This is a genomic window from Enterobacter sp. S-33 (assembly GCF_028735835.1).
GTDB classification, from domain to species: Bacteria; Pseudomonadota; Gammaproteobacteria; order Enterobacterales; family Enterobacteriaceae; genus Enterobacter; species Enterobacter vonholyi.
This window is the reverse complement of sequence record NZ_CP117838.1, coordinates 2363384-2381529: the sequence shown is the minus strand read 5'-3', so window position 1 is coordinate 2381529 and position 18146 is coordinate 2363384. Positions and strand designations below refer to the sequence as shown.

The following is an 18146-nucleotide window of genomic DNA, read 5'->3' as shown; positions in this document are numbered from 1 at the left end:
TCTAGCTCTCCTGGGCCGCGGACAGGACGCTATGCAGCAGCACGTTCGCCCCTTTTTCCGACCACTCTGGCAGGATCCTCTCCGCTTCGTTATGGCTGACGCCTTTCACGCAGGGGATAAAGATCATGCTGGCGGGCGCAATTTTGCTGACATAGCAGGTGTCGTGTCCCGCACCCGAGACCATCGGTTTCGACGAATAGCCCAGTTCCGCCACGGCCTTCTCCGAACGCGCCAGGCATTCGGCATCAAACGCGATGGGCGCGTAGTCAAAAATGCGCTCAACGAGTGCCGACACGCCGCGCAGGCTCAGGCTTTCAGCTACCTTATGCAGCGCTGCCTCCATGGCTTCCAGCGCCGTCTGCACCGGATGGCGAAACTCCACGCTGCATACCACGCGAGACGGCACGACGTTGCGCGAGTTTGGCGTAACCTGCGCCATACCGATCGTCGCGCGTCCGTCCGGCGCATGCCGATAGCCAATCTCTTCCACTTTCAATGCAAGCTCAGCGAAGGCGGTCAGTGCGTCACGGCGGCTGTGCATCGGCGTCGTGCCCGCGTGAGCGGCGAATCCGTCCAGCGTCAGGGTAAACCAGCGCTGGCCCATGGCCGCGCGGACGAGCCCGATATCCAGGGCTTCGTCCTCCAGAATCGGTCCCTGTTCGATGTGCAGCTCGTAGCAGGCGTGAACCGGAAACGCGCGGGCAGGGGCTTCACCCCGGTAGCCGATGCTCTCCAGCGCTTCACCTACGGTGATACCGTCGATATCCGCGCGGGCATGGGCGTAGGCTTCGCTAAACTGTCCCGTCCAGACCCCTGATGAGAGCATGGCTGGCGCAAAGCGCGCGCCTTCTTCGTTAGTCCAGTTCACCAGCACAACGTCACGCTCGGTCTCAACGTTATTATCGTTAAGGGTTCGCAGCAGCTCCAGCCCGGCCAGCACGCCGTAAACCCCGTCGTAGTTCCCCCCCAGCGGCTGGGTATCCACGTGCGAACCGGTCATGACCGGGGCAAGCTGCGGGTTTTTCCCGGCGCGACGGATATACATATTGCCCATGCTGTCGACGTCACAGGTAAAACCGGCATCCAGCGCCCAGTCGCGCAGCAGGTTGCGCGCAATACGATCTTCCTCGCTCAATGCCAGACGGGTGACGCCACCGGCGGGCGTGCCGCCGATCTGCGCCATCATCTCAAGCGTTGACCACAGCCTTTCGGCGTTGACGCGGATCATGTCTTGTCCTTAGTGCTGCGGTAGCGGAAATCACAGCACGAACCGCCCTGCATAATGGTGGTGGTGCGGGTTAGCTCTACGTCGGGCGCATAGCCAACGATAAATTTTTCATCGCGCGCGCAGGAGAGCAGGTGACCAATCTCGCCCAGCCCCATCTCGTGATACATCTCCGCGTAGCGACAGCGGGTGACGTTGTAGTTGTACTGCTGGTCGTCGGCGTCGATCACCTTGACCTCCAGGGCATTATCTTTCTCCCACAGATACTGCAGGGCGATAAAGCTTTTTACGTCCGCGCCGTTGGGTTCTTTGCTGGCAAACGCTTTGCCTGCGTCAATTGCGGCCTGCTCGATAGCCTCGCCAATCACCGCCTGGGCGCGGGCTTTCCCTATCTCGCGCACCAGGATTTCATAAATTGGCTTAATAATTTCGGCTTCAATTTTGCGGCGGGCGAGGATGCCCAGCTCGTTATTATCACTCATCACATTGCCTCGCTGCGTTACTTCGCTTTTGCGCCGCCCAGCACGGTCTGCGGCTGCCATTTGCCGTCGACAACCTTATAGACCGTGAACGACGGCGATTTCAGGTTACCTTCTTTATCAAACGCAATCTGCCCGGTGACGCCGGAATAGCTGATGGCGCGCAGGGCTGGCAGATAGTCTGAGGGCTCAACGGAGTTTGCTTTTTCCATTGCCGCAACCAGCACGCGGGTAGCGTCATAGGCGAACGGGGCGTGCAGTTCGATATGGGTGTGGTAGCGCGCCTGATAGGCCTGTTCGAATGCCTTTCCACCCGGCATCTGGTCAACGGGCAGACCCGGCTCCAGCGCCACCACGCCTTCGCCTTCTTTCTGTGCCAGCTGCAGGAACGTCTGGCTGACGAATCCGCCTGCGCCCATCAGCGTGGCGTTCATGCCCAGCTGTTTGATGCGACGGGCCAGCGGTGCGGCCTGGCTGTCGACGCCGCCGAAGAAGATCAGATCGGCGTTTTTACTGCGGATGGCGGTCAGCACGGCGCTGAAATCGACCGTTTTGTCATCCACGTACTGACGATCGACAATTTTCACGCCCTGCGCTTCAAGCGATTTTATAAACTGGTCTGCCAGACCCTGACCGAATGCGGTACGGTCGTCGATCACCGCAATGCGTTTGGCTTTCAGGGTATTTACCGCGTACTGGCCGGCGAGCTGGCCGCCGTCATCGTCGTGGCCCATAACGCGGAAGCTGGTGTCAAAACCCTGTTTGGTATAGGCGTGACCGGTCGCGACCGGTGCCACCTGTGCGATGCCCGCATCGTGATAAACGCGGGCCGCTGGAATGCTGGTGCCGGTGTTCCAGTGACCGACCACGCCCGCCACGCCGCTGTCCACCAGACGCTGTGCGACGGCTACGGCGGTGCGCGGGTCAGACTGATCGTCTTCGGACTGCAGCTTGAAGGTCACCGCTTTGCCGCCGATGGTCGGGTGCTGCTTGTTAATGTCGTCAATTGCCAGCTGCGCGCCGTTCTCCAGATCTTTACCGATACGGGCAGACGGGCCGGTCAGCGGCCCTGCCAGACCGATGACCACGGTTTCACCGTCGGCGGCCCACGCGGACGTGGAGGCAAAACTACCGAGCAGAATAGCGGCGCTGAGCGCACTGATTTTTACTGTTTTCATGGTATTTCCCTGATGTTGGCTGGTGTTGTTAAACGGGTATTTCACCCAAATAAATCTGTGCAATCTGGTCGTCATCGAGCAGCGCTTTCGATTCGCCATGATGAACAATGCTGCCGCTGTCCATCACCCACGCGCTGTCGGTGACTTCCAGCGCGAGACGGGCGTTTTGTTCGATGAGAAGCAGGGCGACTCCGCGCTCGCGCAGCCCGGCGATGACGGCAAAAATGTTCTCGACCATCTTCGGGGCAAGGCCCATCGACGGTTCGTCGAGGATCAGCAGGCGCGGGCGGCTGAGCAGGGCGCGGTTAAGGGCCAGCAGCTGTTGCTCACCGCCGGACAGCAGACCGGCAAGCTGATGCTGGCGTTCGCCCAGGCGCGGGAAGCGCTCGAACACCTCGTTCATCTCACGCTTAACGGTGACAGTGTCACGCCTGAGCCAGGCACCCATCTGCAGATTTTCCAGTACCGTCATGCGGGAGAAGATCCCGCGGCCCTCCGGGACCATCACCAGTCCGTCGCGAAGCAGGGCCTCCGGGCTCTGTTTACGCACCGCTTTACCGCTGAATTCAATACTGCCGCTAAAGCTTTCCAGCCCGGTAATGGCGCGCACGGTGGAGCTTTTCCCCGCGCCGTTCGCGCCGATCAGCGTAGCCTGTTCGCCCTCGCGCAGGGTAAAGGAGACATCGCGTACGGCCTGAATTCCGCCGTAATGCACGTCCAGACGTTCCACCTTCAGCAATTCAGACATGAGCGTGACCTCCAAGCCAGGCGGCGATCACTGCCGGGTCGCGCCGCACGCTTTCCGGCGTGCCGCTGGCGAGCGTTTTGCCGTAATCAAGCACCGTCAGGCGATCGCAGATGCCCATCACCAGCTTGACGTCATGTTCAATCATCAGCAGGGTTTTGCCGTCATCGCGGATGCGGATGAGCAGTTCGCCGAGCGCCACTTTTTCCGCCGCGTTCATCCCGGCGGCGGGCTCGTCCAGCGCCAGCAGCAGCGGATCCGTTGCCAGCGCGCGGGCGATTTCAAGGCGACGCTGATGACCATAGGCCAGATCGCAGGCGCGATAGTGGGCGAACTGCGCAATGCCGGTGTACTCCAGCCAGTGCCAGGCCAGTTCGCGGGTCTGCTTTTCTTCCTCGCGAGCGCGTTTGTGGCGGCTCAGCGCGGCCCACAGACCGTTACGGGTGCGCACGTGGCGGCCCACCATCACGTTTTCCAGCACCGACATCTCGTTGAAGAGGCGAACGTTCTGGAAGGTGCGCGCAATTCCTGCGGCGGTGACTTTCTCAATGTGCTTTGGAAAATAGGGCTTATCGGCAATGGAGAATTCGCCGCTGTCCGCCGGATAAAGCCCGGTGATCAGGTTAAAACAGGTGGTTTTTCCCGCCCCGTTAGGACCAATCAGGCCGTAGATCTCGCCCTTGTTCACGGTAATGGAAACGTCATCCACGGCGGTAAGGCCGCCGAAGCGTTTTGTCATGTTGCGTACGGTTAACAGGCTCATGCTTTCGCCTCCTTGTGGCGTACCGGCCAGATCCCGGACGGACGCACCAGCATCACCAGCACCAGTGCCAGACCGTAAAACAGCTGACGCAGCACTTCCGGGTCAATCAGCACCGTACCGAACAGCGCCTGCTGAACCGGCGCTGCCTGGCTGCGCAGCAGTTCCGGCAGGGCGGTAAGCAGTACCGCGCCGAGGATCACGCCCGGAATGTGCCCCATGCCGCCCAGCACCACCATCGCCAGTACGGCAATCGATTCCTGTAACGTGAAGGATTCCGGGGAGACAAAGCCCTGAAACGCGCCGAAAAGCGCACCCGCCACGCCGCCAAAGGAGGCCCCCATCGCAAAGGCGAGCAGCTTATAGTTACGCACGTTGATGCCCATCGCGCGGGCCACATCTTCATCCTCGCGGATAGCGTGCCAGGCGCGACCAATACGGGAATGCTGCAGGCGCAGGCAGACAAAAATAATCGCCACAATCACCAGCATCAGCAGGTAGTACCACAGCCACAGGGCGGGTACTTTGAAACCAAACCAGTGGTAGACGCCGCTAAACTTCAGGCCGAACAGGTTCAGCGTATCCACTCCGGTTATGCCCTTTGCGCCGTTGGTGATGTTCACAGGACGGTCTAGGTTGCGCATCAGGATGCGGATAATTTCGCCGAAGCCAAGGGTCACTATCGCCAGGTAGTCTCCGCGTAGCTTCAGCGTGGGCGCTCCCAGTAAAATGCCGCAGACTGCAGCGACGAGCGCAGCCAGCGGAATAATGAGCAGATACGAGGTGTGCAGCCCGTCCGGGAACCAGACGCCGAGAACAGGAAACACCTCCAGCAGATGTGGGGAGGCCATCAGCGCAGCGAGATAAGCGCCAACCGCGTAAAAGGCGATAAAGCCCATGTCCAGCAGGCCGGTATAGCCCACCACAATATTGAGCCCCAGAGCCAGCATGATGTAGAGCAGGGCGAAGTCGATAACGCGCACCCAGTAGTTGCCGCCAAGCTGCGTGGCCACCACGGGAGCAACCAGCAGCGCGAGGCAGAACAGGCTCATGCCTGACCAGAATTTGCGCGTCGTCGCCGGAGTCTGGAGTTGAAGTGTTGTCATGGTATTCCTTACGCCCTTTGCGCCACGCGCTCGCCCAGCAGGCCAGCCGGACGGAAGACCAGCACCAGAATCAGCACCATAAAGGCAAAGACATCCTGATAGTTGCTGCCAAATACGCCGTGGGTCAGTTCACCCAGGTAGCCCGCGCCCAGCGCTTCGATAATGCCGAGCAGTATCCCGCCGATCATGGCGCCACGAATGTTGCCAATGCCCCCCAGCACGGCGGCGGTAAAGGCCTTGATCCCGGGCAAAAAGCCCATCGAGAAGCTGGCGTTGCCGTAGTTGCTCGCCATCATTACGCCTGCCAGCGCGGCGAACACGCCGCCAATGGCAAACGTCAGGGTGATAATGGCGTTTGGGTTAACCCCCATCAGCGTGGCCACGCGCGGGTTTTCCGCCACGGCGCGCATGCCGCGCCCCAGACGGGTGTATTCCACCAGCAGCCACAGCCCGGTCATCACAGCCAGTGCCAGCGCCACGGTGACAATTCCGGTAACGGTCACGATGGCGGGCGGGTGCGCTTCGCTGCCGGACGTGACGGCGATAGGGTCCATCGGCAGGATCTGCGGGAACATCAGCGGGTTGCGCGTCCAGATAATCATCGCCACGGTTTGCAGCAGGACGGAGACGCCGATACCCGAGATCAGTGGCGCCAGGCGCGGTGCGTTGCGCAGTCGACGGTAGGCAAAGCGTTCAACGGCCATTGCCAGCACGGCGCAAACGGCCATGGCAATCACCAGGGCAACGCCAAGCTGCAACAGCAGCGGCATTTGTGGAAAGGTGGTATTCAGGGCGTTTATGGCGGAGAGCGTGGTGAGCGCACCGACCATCAGAATATCGCCGTGAGCAAAGTTAATAATGCGCAAGATGCCATACACCATGGTATAGCCCAGCGCGATCAGCGCGTAGATGCTGCCCAGCATCACACCGTTGATCAGTTGTTGTATGAGTGTATCCAACGTCTGTACCCGCAAAGTGCTCGTTCTGCGGCTACCATCCAATAAATGAATTAAATTGTAAAATACGCATCCATTATTTCTTATGATAAATAAATATTGTTTTATCTTTATGATTTATATGAAGATAGTTAATGCCTGTTTTGGGGTGAAAAGCCTAAAGAAATCAACATATGAATAAAACAGAACAATTGGCGAGCCTGACGGCGTATGCAGAAAGCCGACTGGCAAACGATCCGCCGCTTCGGGCCGTACGTGCGTTCGAGGCCATCGCCCGGCTGGGCAGCGTCACGCTGGCCGCGCAGGAGCTGGACATCTCTCCGTCGGCCGTAAGCCATCAGCTCAGGGTGCTTGAAGGGTATCTGCAAATGCCGCTCACGGAGCGTCAGGGGCGCAGGCTGGTGCTGAGCCAGCACGGGCGGGAATATTACCGCTCTATCCGCGCGGCGTTTAACGTGCTGCGCCAGGCGACGGAGCACCTGGCGGAGCAGGCGCAAACGCGTCAGGTCACCATCAGCCTGATCCCACTTTTTGGTATGGGGTGGTTTATCCCACGTTTGCCTGCGTTTATGCGCGCCAATCCGCAAACCGAGATCAACGTGGTGTATGCCAACCATCGTAACTATCTGAGCGACGCGTCGGATATGTCGATTCGTTTTGGCAACGGGCAGTGGGCGGGCTATCAAAGCGAAAAGCTGATTTCCGGTCAGATGGTCCCGGTGTGCAGCCGCGCGTTTTTGCGCATTCACGGCCATATCGACACGCCCGAGCAACTGCTGCAAATGCCGCTGCTGCACGATGAGGAGCGCAGCACATGGGCGCAGTGGTTTGTACAACAGGGGGTGAAGCGCCCCGTGCGCCGCAGCGGTCCGATGTTTGAGGATGGTCTGCTGACGCTGGCGGGCGTTCAGGCTGGTCTGGGGTGTGCGTTAATGCGTGAGCCGCTGATTGCGCCTTATCTTGAGAGCGGCGAACTGGTGAAGATATTTGACCTGCCGATTGATGACGGGCGCGACTATTACCTCTGCGTGCGTACTGACTCAGAGATGACTGAAGACGGCAAGCTGCTGCAAAACTGGCTGCGTCGGGCGGCGGGTGGGGAGTCGTCTGGCGGGTAAAAGAGGGAGATAAAAAAAGCCAGCTTGTGCAGCTGGCTTTTGTACATACAAGATTTAGAACTGGTAGGTCAGACCCAGCGCAACGATGTTGTCGGTACCGATGCCTGCCTGGCGAGTGAACTGGTTGTCGTCGAGCAGGTTGATTTTGTAATCCACGTAGGTGGACATGTTTTTGTTAAAATAGTAGGTCGTGCCAACATCGATGTATTTAACCAGATCCTGGTCGCCGAAGTTTTCGATGTCTTTACCTTTAGACTGCAGGTAGGCGATGGATGGACGCAGGCCAAAGTCGAACTGATACTGAGCCACAACTTCGAAGTTTTGCGCCTTGTTTGCAAAGCCGTAGATGTCGCTGCGATTACCGTTAGATGTACCGAAGCGGGTTGCGTTATAGGTCTGAGAGTACTGTGCCGCGAGGTAAATGTTGTTCGCGTCGTATTTCACACCACCGCTGTATACTTCTGCGCGGTCGCCTTCACCGTATACGCCAGCCGCATTCTGGTCAGCGGTACGACGGGAAGAGGACATTGCACCACCTACGCTGAAGCCTTCGCCCAGATCGTAAGTCAGGGACGCGCCGTAGCCGTCACCGTTCTGGTTCAGCAGGCTGCGGCCGCTGGTGTTTTCACCGCTTACGCTGCCGTTTTTGCCCTGGTACTGCAGAGCAAAGTTCAGGCCGTCAACCAGACCAAAGAAGTCCTGGTTACGGTAGGTCGCAACGCCGTTAGCACGAGACTGCAGGAAGTTGTCGGCACCGTAGGTGTCACCGCCGAATTCTGGCAGAACGTCGGTCCAGGAGGTCACGTCGTAAATTACGCCGTAGTTACGACCGTAATCAAAGGAGCCTGCTTCCGCGAACTTCAGACCTGCAAACGCCACACGGGTCCAGGACTGGTTGTCGCCTTCGTCTTTGTTACCCTGAATCTGGTATTCCCACTGGCCGTAGCCGGACAGCCGATCGTTAACCTGGGTTTCGCCCTTGAAGCCGATACGCATGTAGGTTTTATCGCCATCTGCGCCAGCGTCATCAGAGAAATAGTGCAGACCTGTTACTTTACCGTACAGATCCAGCTTGTTACCGTCTTTGTTGTAAATTTCGGCAGCGTTAACAACGCCTGCTGCCAGCATGGAAGTGACTGCCACTGCAACTAATTTAAGTTTCATCTTAAATATTCCTTATAATTTTTTTTTCAGTATTTCCTGAACCACTGTGAACGATTTCTAAACGAGGCTGTTCGTCAATGGCATGCTATTTTTAAGAATCTCGTAGTCTTATTTCAATAATAAGTTTCAAAATATTAGAGATAATTTCAATTAGTGTGATCTCGATCGTGCGAGAAGGCGATTATTCAAACAATATGGCCGGAATTTATACGATTAATGGTTATTTAGTCAGTGGGATTATTGCTTTTAAGATAATTTCTGATGGTTTTAGTCTATTGCGTTATATTTCGCAATTTCCGATGGTTTGGCGGGGGGGTATCGCCTGTTTCTCCTTAAAAACAATGGGTTGATTTAATTTTTCAACGTCTATTTCGTATATTCCATTAAAGCTGCCAGGGCTGAATTATTGCATGTAATGCTATGCAGAGCGTTAATGTTTATTACTGACTAATTTCACTGGGTTGTCAGTTTACGTCAACTCGCTTCAGGTGGCTTTACAGAAGGCGCTCAATATAAACCGAACTTAAACAGACGCTCTATTATTATGATAAATATTCTGAGGTACGATCACATTTTAAATTTATGTTAATTATGTTGCCGGGTTGAAATTAACCCGGCCGTTGGAGAGGCGCTATTGTCTTGTTGCGTACCAGCAGAGCAACGACCCGGCGCAGACCATCAGCGCCCCTTGCCAGAACGAGAATGAAAGGGGAGAGCTTAGCACCGCGGCGGCAAGCGCGGCAGAGAGCACGGGGGTAAAATAGGATACGGCAGCCAGAACCGTGACGTTCCCGTGCAGAATGCCAATATTCCATGCGGCGTAACCAAACCCAAGCGCGATCCCGCACATGACGAGCTTCACCACCACCGGAAGCGTGAACACCATCTCGGGCTGATCGCTCAGAAAATATTTCACCCACAGGCTCAGCGCGGTCAGCAAAACAAACAGGGTAATACCGTTTTGTCCTTTCGCAAATTTGCTGGTTACCGTGCAGTAGGCAGCCCAGATAAAGGCCCCGGCGAACGCCAGCGCGTAGCTCAGAGGGCTGGAAACGACATTGCGGGTTATTTCCTCAAGGTGTAATCCTTCTTCGCCGCCCAATACCCAGCAGACGCCCAGCAGCGAAATGACCAGGCCGGGGAGCACCCACAGGGTAGACTTTTGCCCGTTGAACAAAATCGCAAATACGATCGTCAGGCTTGGCCAAAGGTAATTCACCATACCCACTTCAATCGCCTGAGCGCGCGTCGCGGCATAGCCTAGCGACAGCGCCAGACATATTTCGTAGCTGACAAATAAAACGCTGCCGGCAATAAGATAGCGGAGTGAAAACCGCCTGATATCAGGAAATCCTACCGTCACCAGACACAGTAATCCGCTGAGGGTGTAAATCATCGCCGCACCGCCTACCGGCCCAAGCCCCTCACTCACGCTGCGAATAAGGCCGACCATGGTGCTCCATAACAATATCGCCGCCAGCCCAATAAGCGTTGCTCTCTTTCTGTCCATTACTTGGTCATCGCAATAAAAATCAAAGGAAAAATGTATCGTATTACGCCTGTCGCTGTCGTGAATTATTCTCTTAAACCGTTAATCAAAAAGGGGTAATGAAATGTTCCGGGGGTGACTATTAAGGGGGGGAAGGCAGATGACCTTGATTTGACGCAAAAAAATCAGGGGCTTTGCTGTTAGTTTGCGGCGCGAAATGTTTTCAGATAACGAGGACAACAATGGACGTCAGCCGCAGACAATTTTTTAAAATCTGCGCGGGCGGTATGGCCGGAACAACGGCAGCCATGCTGGGATTTGCCCCCAAAATGGCGCTGGCTCAGGCACGCAACTATAAGCTGCTGCGCGCGAAAGAGATCCGTAACACCTGCACATACTGCTCCGTGGGTTGTGGGCTTTTAATGTATAGCCTGGGCGATGGCGCGAAGAACGCCAGAGAAGCGATTTACCACATTGAAGGGGATCCGGATCATCCGGTGAGCCGCGGGGCGTTATGCCCGAAAGGGGCGGGGCTGCTGGACTACGTTCACAGCGAAAACCGCCTGCGCTACCCGGAATACCGCGCGCCGGGTTCTGATAAATGGCAGCGTATCTCCTGGGATGAGGCCTTCTCCCGTATAGCAGCGTTAATGAAAGCCGACCGTGATGCCAACTTTATTGAAAAGAACGCCCAGGGCGTAACGGTCAACCGCTGGCTTTCCACCGGGATGCTGTGTGCCTCTGCGGCCAGTAATGAAACCGGCATGCTGACGCAAAAGTTTGTGCGCTCTCTCGGCATGCTGGCGGTAGACAACCAGGCGCGCGTCTGACACGGACCAACGGTAGCAAGTCTTGCTCCAACATTTGGTCGCGGTGCGATGACCAACCACTGGGTTGATATCAAAAACGCTAACGTCGTGGTGGTGATGGGCGGTAACGCCGCTGAAGCCCATCCGGTGGGGTTCCGCTGGGCGATGGAAGCGAAAAACAACAACGATGCGACGCTTATCGTCGTCGATCCGCGCTTTACGCGTACGGCATCGGTGGCCGATATCTATGCGCCGATCCGCTCCGGTACGGACATTACGTTCTTGTCCGGCGTGCTGCTGTACCTGATCGAAAACAACAAAATCAACGCGGAATACGTTAAGCACTACACCAACGCGAACCTGCTGGTGCGGGATGATTTTGCCTTCGATGACGGGCTGTTTAGCGGCTATGACGCCGAAAAGCGCCAGTACGATAAAACGTCCTGGAACTATCAGTTCGATGAAAACGGCTATGCGATGCGCGATGAAACGCTCACACATCCGCGCTGCGTGTGGAACCTGCTGAAGCAGCACGTCTCCCGCTATACGCCGGACGTCGTGGAGAACATCTGCGGCACGCCGAAAGCGGACTTCCTGAAGGTGTGTGAAGTGCTGGCCTCCACCAGCGCCGCCGACAGAACTACCACGTTCCTGTACGCGCTGGGCTGGACGCAGCACACCGTGGGCGCGCAGAACATCCGCACCATGGCGATGATCCAGCTGCTGCTCGGCAATATGGGGATGGCCGGTGGCGGCGTGAACGCGCTTCGCGGTCACTCCAATATTCAGGGCTTAACCGACCTCGGCCTGCTCTCGACCAGCCTGCCGGGCTACCTGACGCTGCCGTCTGAAAAACAGACGGATTTGCAAAGCTATCTGGCGGCGAACACGCCAAAAGCGACGCTGCCGGACCAGGTGAACTACTGGAGCAACTATCCGAAGTTCTACGTCAGCCTGATGAAATCCTTCTACGGCGATGCGGCGCAGAAAGAGAACGACTGGGGCTTTGAGTGGCTGCCGAAGTGGGATCAGGCTTATGACATCATCAAGTATTTCAACATGATGGATAAGGGCGACGTCACGGGGTATATCTGCCAGGGCTTTAACCCGGTAGCCTCTTTCCCGGACAAAAACAAAGTCGTTCGCAGCCTGAGCAAGCTGAAGTACATGGTGGTTATCGATCCGCTGGTGACCGAGACCTCCACCTTCTGGCAGAACCACGGTGAATCAAACGATGTCGATCCGGCGTCGATTCAGACCGAAGTATTCCGCCTGCCGTCCACCTGCTTTGCGGAAGAGGACGGCTCCATTGCCAACTCCGGCCGCTGGCTGCAGTGGCACTGGAAAGGCCAGGACGCCCCTGGCGAAGCGCGTAACGACGGCGAGATCCTCGCCGGGATTTACCACCGCCTGCGCGAGATGTACCGCACCGAAGGCGGTAAAGGCGCGGAGCCGCTGCTGAAGATGAGCTGGAGCTACAAGCAGCCCGATCGTCCTGAGTCAGAGGAAGTCGCCAAAGAGAACAACGGCGTGGCGCTGGCGGATCTGTATGACCCGAGCGGCAACCTGGTGGCGAAAAAGGGCCAGCTGCTGAACAGCTTTGCGCTGCTGCGCGATGACGGCACCACGGCATCGTCGTGCTGGATCTACACCGGCAGCTGGACGGAGCAGGGCAACCAGATGGCCAACCGCGACAACGCCGACCCGTCCGGGCTGGGCAACACCCTGGGCTGGGCATGGGCGTGGCCGCTGAACCGTCGCGTGCTGTACAACCGTGCATCGGCGGATATTAACGGCAAGCCGTGGGATCCGAAACGCATGCTGATCCAGTGGAACGGGGCGAAATGGACGGGGAACGATATCCCTGACTACAGCACCGCCGCGCCGGGCAGCAACACCGGGCCGTTTATTATGCAGCCGGAAGGGCTGGGACGCCTGTTCGCCCTCAACAAGCTGGCGGAAGGGCCGTTCCCGGAGCATTACGAGCCGATGGAAACGCCGCTGGGCACGAACCCACTGCACCCGAACGTGGTCTCCAGCCCGGTGGTGCGTATCTACGAAGACGACGTCCTGCGCCTGGGCAAAAAGGACAAATTCCCGTATGTGGGAACGACCTACCGCCTGACCGAGCATTTCCATACCTGGACCAAGCACGCGCGGCTTAACGCCATCGCGCAGCCGGAACAGTTTGTGGAGATAAGCGAGACGCTGGCGAAGGCGAAAGGCATTGCCAACGGCGATCGCGTGAAGGTGAGCAGCAAGCGCGGCTTTATCCGCGCGGTGGCGGTGGTCACCCGCCGCCTGCAGTCGCTGAACGTGCACGGCCAGCAGGTGGAAACCGTCGGTATCCCGCTGCACTGGGGCTTTGAAGGCGTGGCGCAGAAAGGCTACATCGCCAATACCCTGACGCCAAACGTCGGGGATTCCAACTCGCAAACGCCGGAGTACAAGGCGTTTCTGGTCAACATCGAGAAAGCGTAAGGAGCGATTCAATGGCGATGGAAACACAAGACGTTATCAAACGCTCCGCGACCAACCCGATAACTCCCGCGCCCCGCGCGCGGGACTACAAGGCAGAAGTCGCCAAGCTTATCGACGTCTCCTCCTGCGTGGGCTGTAAGGCCTGCCAGGTGGCCTGCTCTGAGTGGAACGACATCCGCGACGAGGTGGGGCACTGCGTTGGGGTCTACGATAATCCGGCGGATCTGAGCGCTAAATCCTGGACTGTGATGCGTTTTAGCGAAACCGACCAGAACGGCAGGCTGGAGTGGCTCATCCGCAAAGACGTCTGCATGCACTGCGAGGATCCGGGCTGCCTGAAGGCGTGCCCGTCTGCTGGCGCGATTATTCAGTACGCCAACGGGATAGTCGATTTCCAGCAGGACAACTGCATCGGCTGCGGGTACTGCATTGCGGGGTGTCCGTTTAATGTTCCGCGCCTCAATAAAGAGGATAACCGGGTATACAAATGTACCCTGTGCGTGGACCGCGTCAGCGTCGGGCAGGAGCCTGCCTGTGTGAAGACCTGTCCGACCGGGGCAATCCACTTCGGCACCAAAAAAGAGATGCTTGACGTGGCGCAGGCGCGAGTGGACAAGCTGAAAGCGCGCGGCTACGAGAATGCGGGCATTTATAACCCGCAGGGCGTGGGCGGCACGCACGTGATGTATGTGCTGCACCATAGCGACCAGCCCGAGCTGTACCACAATCTGCCGAAGGATCCGGCGATCGATACCTCCATTAACCTCTGGAAAGGGGCTCTCAAGCCGCTCTCCGCGGCGGGCTTTATCGCCACCTTCGCTGGGCTGATTTATCACTACATCGGTATCGGGCCAAACAAAGAGGTGGATGACGACGAGGAGGAGCATCATGAGTAAGTCGAAAATGATAGTGCGCACAAAGTTTGTCGACCGCGCCTGTCACTGGACGGTAGTTATCTGCTTCTTCCTGGTGGCGGTGTCGGGGATTTCATTTTTCTTCCCGACCCTGCAGTGGCTGACCGAAACTTTCGGTACCCCGCAAATGGGGCGCATTCTGCACCCGTTCTTCGGCGTGCTGATTTTCGTGGTGCTGATGTTTATGTTCGTGCGCTTCGTCCATCATAACATCCCGGACAAGCAGGATATCCCGTGGGTGAAAGGGATCGTCGAAGTCCTGAAGGGCAACGAGCACAAAGTGGCTAAGGTGGGGAAATACAATGCCGGGCAAAAGATGATGTTCTGGACCATCATGAGCATGATTTTTGTGCTGCTGGTGACCGGGGTGATTATCTGGCGTCCGTATTTTGCACACTACTTCCCGATTCAGGTGGTGCGCTACGCGCTGCTGATCCACGCCACGTCTGCCATCATTCTGATTCATGCCATCCTGATCCATATGTATATGGCGTTCTGGGTAAAAGGGTCAATCAAAGGGATGATTGAAGGGAAGGTGAGCCGCCGCTGGGCGCAGAAACACCATCCGCGCTGGTATCGTGATGTGGAACGGCTGGAAGCGAAACAGGAAAGCACGGAAGGATTGAAGTAAGACCTGCGCCGTCGGCTCTGCCCGGCGGCGCTGCGCTTGCGCGGGACTATTCTTTTATATCAGAACCGCTCTTCCACATATCGGAACGGGTATTTCGTGGGTTTCACTTTGCCGATTTTGCGCTTCGGTAAATCCACCTTGTCGACGTGAATTTCTTTATACGGTATCTGCGAAAGCAGATGCGAAATAATATTCAGGCGCACGCGTTTTTTATCTTCAGAGCGTGCCACAAACCACGGCGCCCAGGCGGTATCGGTGGCTTCAAACATGGCGTCGCGCGCAAGGGTATACTCATCCCACAGGTTAAAGGATTTAATATCCATCGGTGATAGCTTCCAGATTTTACGACCATCGTTAATACGGTCGCGCAGGCGCCGCTCCTGCTCTTTCGGCGTCACCTCCAGCCAGTACTTCAGCAGGATAATTCCGGCATCGACCATCGCTTTTTCCATAACCGGCGCGCCGTCCAAAAATTTCTCCGCCTGTTCCTCCGTGCAGAACCCCATCACCCGTTCTACGCCCGCGCGGTTATACCAGCTGCGATCGAAGATCACGATTTCGCCAGCCGAAGGCAGATGCGGCACATAGCGCTGGAAGTAGAGCTGGCTTTTTTCCTTTTCCGTCGGGGCAGGGAGCGCAACAACGCGAAACACGCGCGGGCTGACGCGCTCGGTGATCGCTTTAATGGTACCGCCTTTGCCGGCGCCATCGCGTCCTTCAAAAACAATACACACTTTTAACCCTTTGGCGACGACCCACTGCTGGAGCTTAACCAGTTCGACGTGCAGGCGGCGGAGCTCTTTTTCATACTCTTTGGTCTTAAGCGGTGCATTCGATACGACATCAACAGCGACAGGGGCTTTCTTTTTGCTTCCCATAATTGTCATCCTCAGGTTGTCCGGCGTGGAAAAAGCGAGGCCGCACTATGAAGTGTAATCCACCTGATATTAAACGTATTGTTTTTAGGTAATTAATGTCACGACACTTTTTTAAGCAGATACAGAGGTATTAACGAAGGTGCTTAGCACCTGTTTCCCTATGCAGATGCAATAAAATCAGCACATTTAATCCCACGCTCTATATGTGGTTAATGTGATAATTTCATTCTTATTTACTTAAAGGAACTAAGAATGAGTTGGAATAAAGACGCTGCGGTTTCTTATCTCCTTCACACGCTCTGGGGTGCTCTCATAGTGAATGTGCTGAGGATGCACTGATGAAAAGAATATTTTTATCATTCGTTTTGTTGCTGGTGGGATGCAGTTCGGCTACCAATCAACATCATAGCGCGCAAGACGCTACCGAATCATTTTATAAATCCTATCTTTCCGTATTCGGCAGCGATGAAGCCAGGCCTTATCCTGCCGACGAACTGCGTAAATATGTTTCTGCTGATACGATTGCTCGCATTAATACCATTCAGGAAATCTCTGAACAGGAGTTAATAGAGTCTGACTATTTTACGTATACCCAAGATTATTCTCGTGAATGGATACCTGCGTTACGAGTGGAAAACGCCGGGTCATTTTTAAACGGTGAAGTAGTCCAGGTCATTGAAGGGGTGGGTAACGGGAGAAGCATCCATCTTGAGGTATTTCTTCGTCGTGAAGATGATGCATGGAAAATTTACCGCGTTCGTGACGTAACGAACAATCATGAGCATCCTATTTTCAATGCTGGTGCTATTACACGCGCTAAAGCAGCGGCGGAGAGCACACTGTAAAACTAGACCTTAAACCCTTTAAAGCCCTGACGCCTGCCGGGGCTTTTTGTTTTCCATTGCCCCGTGTCGCGGTTGGAGAAAACTCCTGAGTTAATGGATTAACCTGTCAGCCATCTGATTTGAACTGGCTCACCATACAAGATTATTCAATAATGCCCGTTGCGAGTGATTAACCTGTGGTTGAGGCATGAAAAAGACAATATTTTCGCTGGCGCTTGGCACATTTGGCCTGGGCATGGCCGAATTTGGCATTATGGGCGTGTTAACCGAGCTGGCGCATGACACCGGTATTTCGATTCCCTCCGCCGGGAATATGATCTCGTTTTACGCCTTCGGCGTGGTGATTGGCGCCCCGATTGTGGCGCTTTTCTCAGGCAGGTTCTCGTTAAAAACTACGCTGCTGTTTCTGGTTGCGATGTGCGCGGTTGGGAACGCTCTGTTTACGTTTTCTACGTCATATTTCTGGCTGGCGACCGGGCGCTTGATTTCCGGTTTCCCGCACGGCGCCATTTTCGGCGTCGGGGCGATTATTCTTTCTAAAATCGCGCCGCCGGGTAAGGTGACGGTCGCGGTGGCCGGGATGATCGCCGGAATGACCGTCGCCAACCTGGTGGGTGTGCCGCTCGGCACCTGGCTGGGGCATCAGTTCAGCTGGCGCTATACTTTTTTTCTGATTGCCGTGTTCGATGCGCTGGTGATCCTTTCGGTTCTGCTCTGGGTGCCGGACATCCGCGACACATCGGAAATCAAATTGACCGAGCAGTTCCACTTTCTGAAAAAACCAGAACCCTGGCTGATTTTTGCCGCCACCATGTTTGGCAATGCCGGTGTGTTCGCGTGGTTCAGCTTCGTTAAGCCGTTTATGGTCAACGTCTCCGGTTTTTCAGAAGGGGTGATGACGGCCATCATGATGCTAATGGGGCTTGGCATGGTGTTGGGCAACCTGTTGAGCGGCAAGCTCTCGGGACGCTTTAGCCCGCTGCGCATTGCGGCGACCACCGACATGGTGATTGTCGCCTCGCTGCTGTTGCTTTTCGCCTGTGGCGAACTGAAAACGGCCTCGCTGGTCATGGGTTTTATCTGCTGTGCCGGGCTGTTTGCGCTCTCTGCGCCGCTACAAATTCTGCTTCTGCAAAATGCGAAGGGCGGTGAGATGCTGGGTGCTGCGGGCGGGCAGATGGCGTTTAATCTCGGCAGCGCGATCGGGGCATATTTTGGCGGGATGATGATTACCCTCGGCTTTAGCTGGCGCTACGTCACGCTGCCTGCGGCGATACTCTCGTTCTCGGCCATGAGCGCGCTGTTGATCTACGGTTACCTGCGGGCCAGACGGGCTCAGGCTAACGCTCGCGTGCTAGCCTGATCGAA

The 18146-nt window shown here is 56.3% G+C and carries 16 protein-coding genes; 6 read left to right on the top strand and 10 right to left on the bottom strand.

The annotated features are described in order from the left end of the window. Nucleotide 1: 1 nt before the first annotated feature. Genes PUP35_RS11220 through PUP35_RS11190 form a run of 7 tightly spaced genes read right to left on the bottom strand, consistent with a single transcriptional unit; the run spans nucleotide 2 to nucleotide 6452 of the window. Nucleotides 2–1228, bottom strand: a complete 1227-nt coding sequence (locus PUP35_RS11220; RefSeq protein WP_274239458.1) for a Zn-dependent hydrolase — start codon at nucleotides 1226–1228, stop codon at nucleotides 2–4. Continuing rightward, on the bottom strand, nucleotides 1225–1707 hold the full coding sequence (locus PUP35_RS11215) for an L-2-amino-thiazoline-4-carboxylic acid hydrolase (RefSeq protein WP_133294496.1): 483 nt from the start codon (nucleotides 1705–1707) through the stop codon (nucleotides 1225–1227). The genes PUP35_RS11220 and PUP35_RS11215 overlap by 4 nt, the downstream gene beginning before the upstream one ends. Before the next feature lie 17 nt (nucleotides 1708–1724). Next, nucleotides 1725–2882 carry a branched-chain amino acid ABC transporter substrate-binding protein gene (locus PUP35_RS11210; RefSeq protein ID WP_274239457.1) on the bottom strand — a complete coding sequence of 386 codons (1158 nt, stop codon included), beginning with the start codon at nucleotides 2880–2882 and terminating at the stop codon, nucleotides 1725–1727. Between the two features lie 28 nt (nucleotides 2883–2910). Next, on the bottom strand, nucleotides 2911–3630 hold the full coding sequence (locus tag PUP35_RS11205) for an ABC transporter ATP-binding protein (protein WP_274239456.1): 720 nt from the start codon (nucleotides 3628–3630) through the stop codon (nucleotides 2911–2913). Beyond that, on the bottom strand, nucleotides 3623–4390 hold the full coding sequence (locus PUP35_RS11200) for an ABC transporter ATP-binding protein (RefSeq protein ID WP_274239455.1): 768 nt from the start codon (nucleotides 4388–4390) through the stop codon (nucleotides 3623–3625). Before PUP35_RS11200 ends, PUP35_RS11205 begins: the two co-directional genes overlap by 8 nt. Continuing rightward, nucleotides 4387–5493, bottom strand: a complete 1107-nt coding sequence (locus tag PUP35_RS11195; protein ID WP_115875203.1) for a branched-chain amino acid ABC transporter permease — start codon at nucleotides 5491–5493, stop codon at nucleotides 4387–4389. The genes PUP35_RS11200 and PUP35_RS11195 overlap by 4 nt, the downstream gene beginning before the upstream one ends. Nucleotides 5494–5501: 8 nt before the next feature. Further along, the gene (locus tag PUP35_RS11190; protein WP_274239454.1) at nucleotides 5502–6452 is read right to left on the bottom strand and encodes a branched-chain amino acid ABC transporter permease; all 951 of its coding nucleotides are present in this window, start codon (nucleotides 6450–6452) and stop codon (nucleotides 5502–5504) included. Between the two features lie 170 nt (nucleotides 6453–6622). Between PUP35_RS11190 and PUP35_RS11185 the strand changes: the two genes are divergently transcribed. Beyond that, nucleotides 6623–7567: a LysR substrate-binding domain-containing protein gene (locus PUP35_RS11185; protein ID WP_111963631.1), complete on the top strand. Its 945-nt coding sequence runs from the start codon at nucleotides 6623–6625 to the stop codon at nucleotides 7565–7567. A gap of 54 nt (nucleotides 7568–7621) precedes the next feature. On the opposite strand, the gene PUP35_RS11180 is transcribed toward PUP35_RS11185, so the two are convergent. Beyond that, nucleotides 7622–8731 carry a porin OmpC gene (locus tag PUP35_RS11180; RefSeq protein ID WP_115875197.1) on the bottom strand — a complete coding sequence of 370 codons (1110 nt, stop codon included), beginning with the start codon at nucleotides 8729–8731 and terminating at the stop codon, nucleotides 7622–7624. A gap of 631 nt (nucleotides 8732–9362) precedes the next feature. Beyond that, nucleotides 9363–10241 carry an aromatic amino acid DMT transporter YddG gene (gene yddG, locus PUP35_RS11175; protein ID WP_111963630.1) on the bottom strand — a complete coding sequence of 293 codons (879 nt, stop codon included), beginning with the start codon at nucleotides 10239–10241 and terminating at the stop codon, nucleotides 9363–9365. Nucleotides 10242–10462: 221 nt separating this feature from the next. Between yddG and fdnG the strand changes: the two genes are divergently transcribed. From fdnG to fdnI, 3 genes are read left to right on the top strand one after another with little or no spacing between them, the layout of a single operon-like run. Further along, nucleotides 10463–13510 carry a formate dehydrogenase-N subunit alpha gene (gene fdnG, locus PUP35_RS11170; protein ID WP_274239453.1) on the top strand — a complete coding sequence of 1016 codons (3048 nt, stop codon included), beginning with the start codon at nucleotides 10463–10465 and terminating at the stop codon, nucleotides 13508–13510. Between the two features lie 11 nt (nucleotides 13511–13521). Then, nucleotides 13522–14406 carry a formate dehydrogenase subunit beta gene (gene fdxH, locus PUP35_RS11165; protein WP_274239452.1) on the top strand — a complete coding sequence of 295 codons (885 nt, stop codon included), beginning with the start codon at nucleotides 13522–13524 and terminating at the stop codon, nucleotides 14404–14406. Next, nucleotides 14399–15055, top strand: coding sequence for a formate dehydrogenase-N subunit gamma (fdnI, locus tag PUP35_RS11160; protein WP_032647378.1), 657 nt, complete (start codon nucleotides 14399–14401; stop codon nucleotides 15053–15055). The genes fdxH and fdnI overlap by 8 nt, the downstream gene beginning before the upstream one ends. A gap of 59 nt (nucleotides 15056–15114) precedes the next feature. Here fdnI and ppk2 read toward each other — a convergent pair whose 3' ends face one another. Continuing rightward, a complete protein-coding gene (gene ppk2, locus PUP35_RS11155) occupies nucleotides 15115–15933 on the bottom strand; it encodes a polyphosphate kinase 2 (protein WP_111963626.1) in 819 nt (272 codons plus the stop codon). Nucleotides 15934–16271: 338 nt separating this feature from the next. On the opposite strand from ppk2, the gene PUP35_RS11150 reads away from it, so the two are divergent. After that, nucleotides 16272–16778 (top strand): YbjP/YqhG family protein, encoded by a 507-nt coding sequence (locus PUP35_RS11150; RefSeq protein ID WP_274239451.1) that lies wholly within the window; start codon nucleotides 16272–16274, stop codon nucleotides 16776–16778. A 187-nt stretch (nucleotides 16779–16965) separates the two neighbouring features. Beyond that, a complete protein-coding gene (gene araJ, locus PUP35_RS11145; RefSeq protein ID WP_274239450.1) occupies nucleotides 16966–18141 on the top strand; it encodes an MFS transporter AraJ in 1176 nt (391 codons plus the stop codon). Nucleotides 18142–18146: the final 5 nt, after the last annotated feature.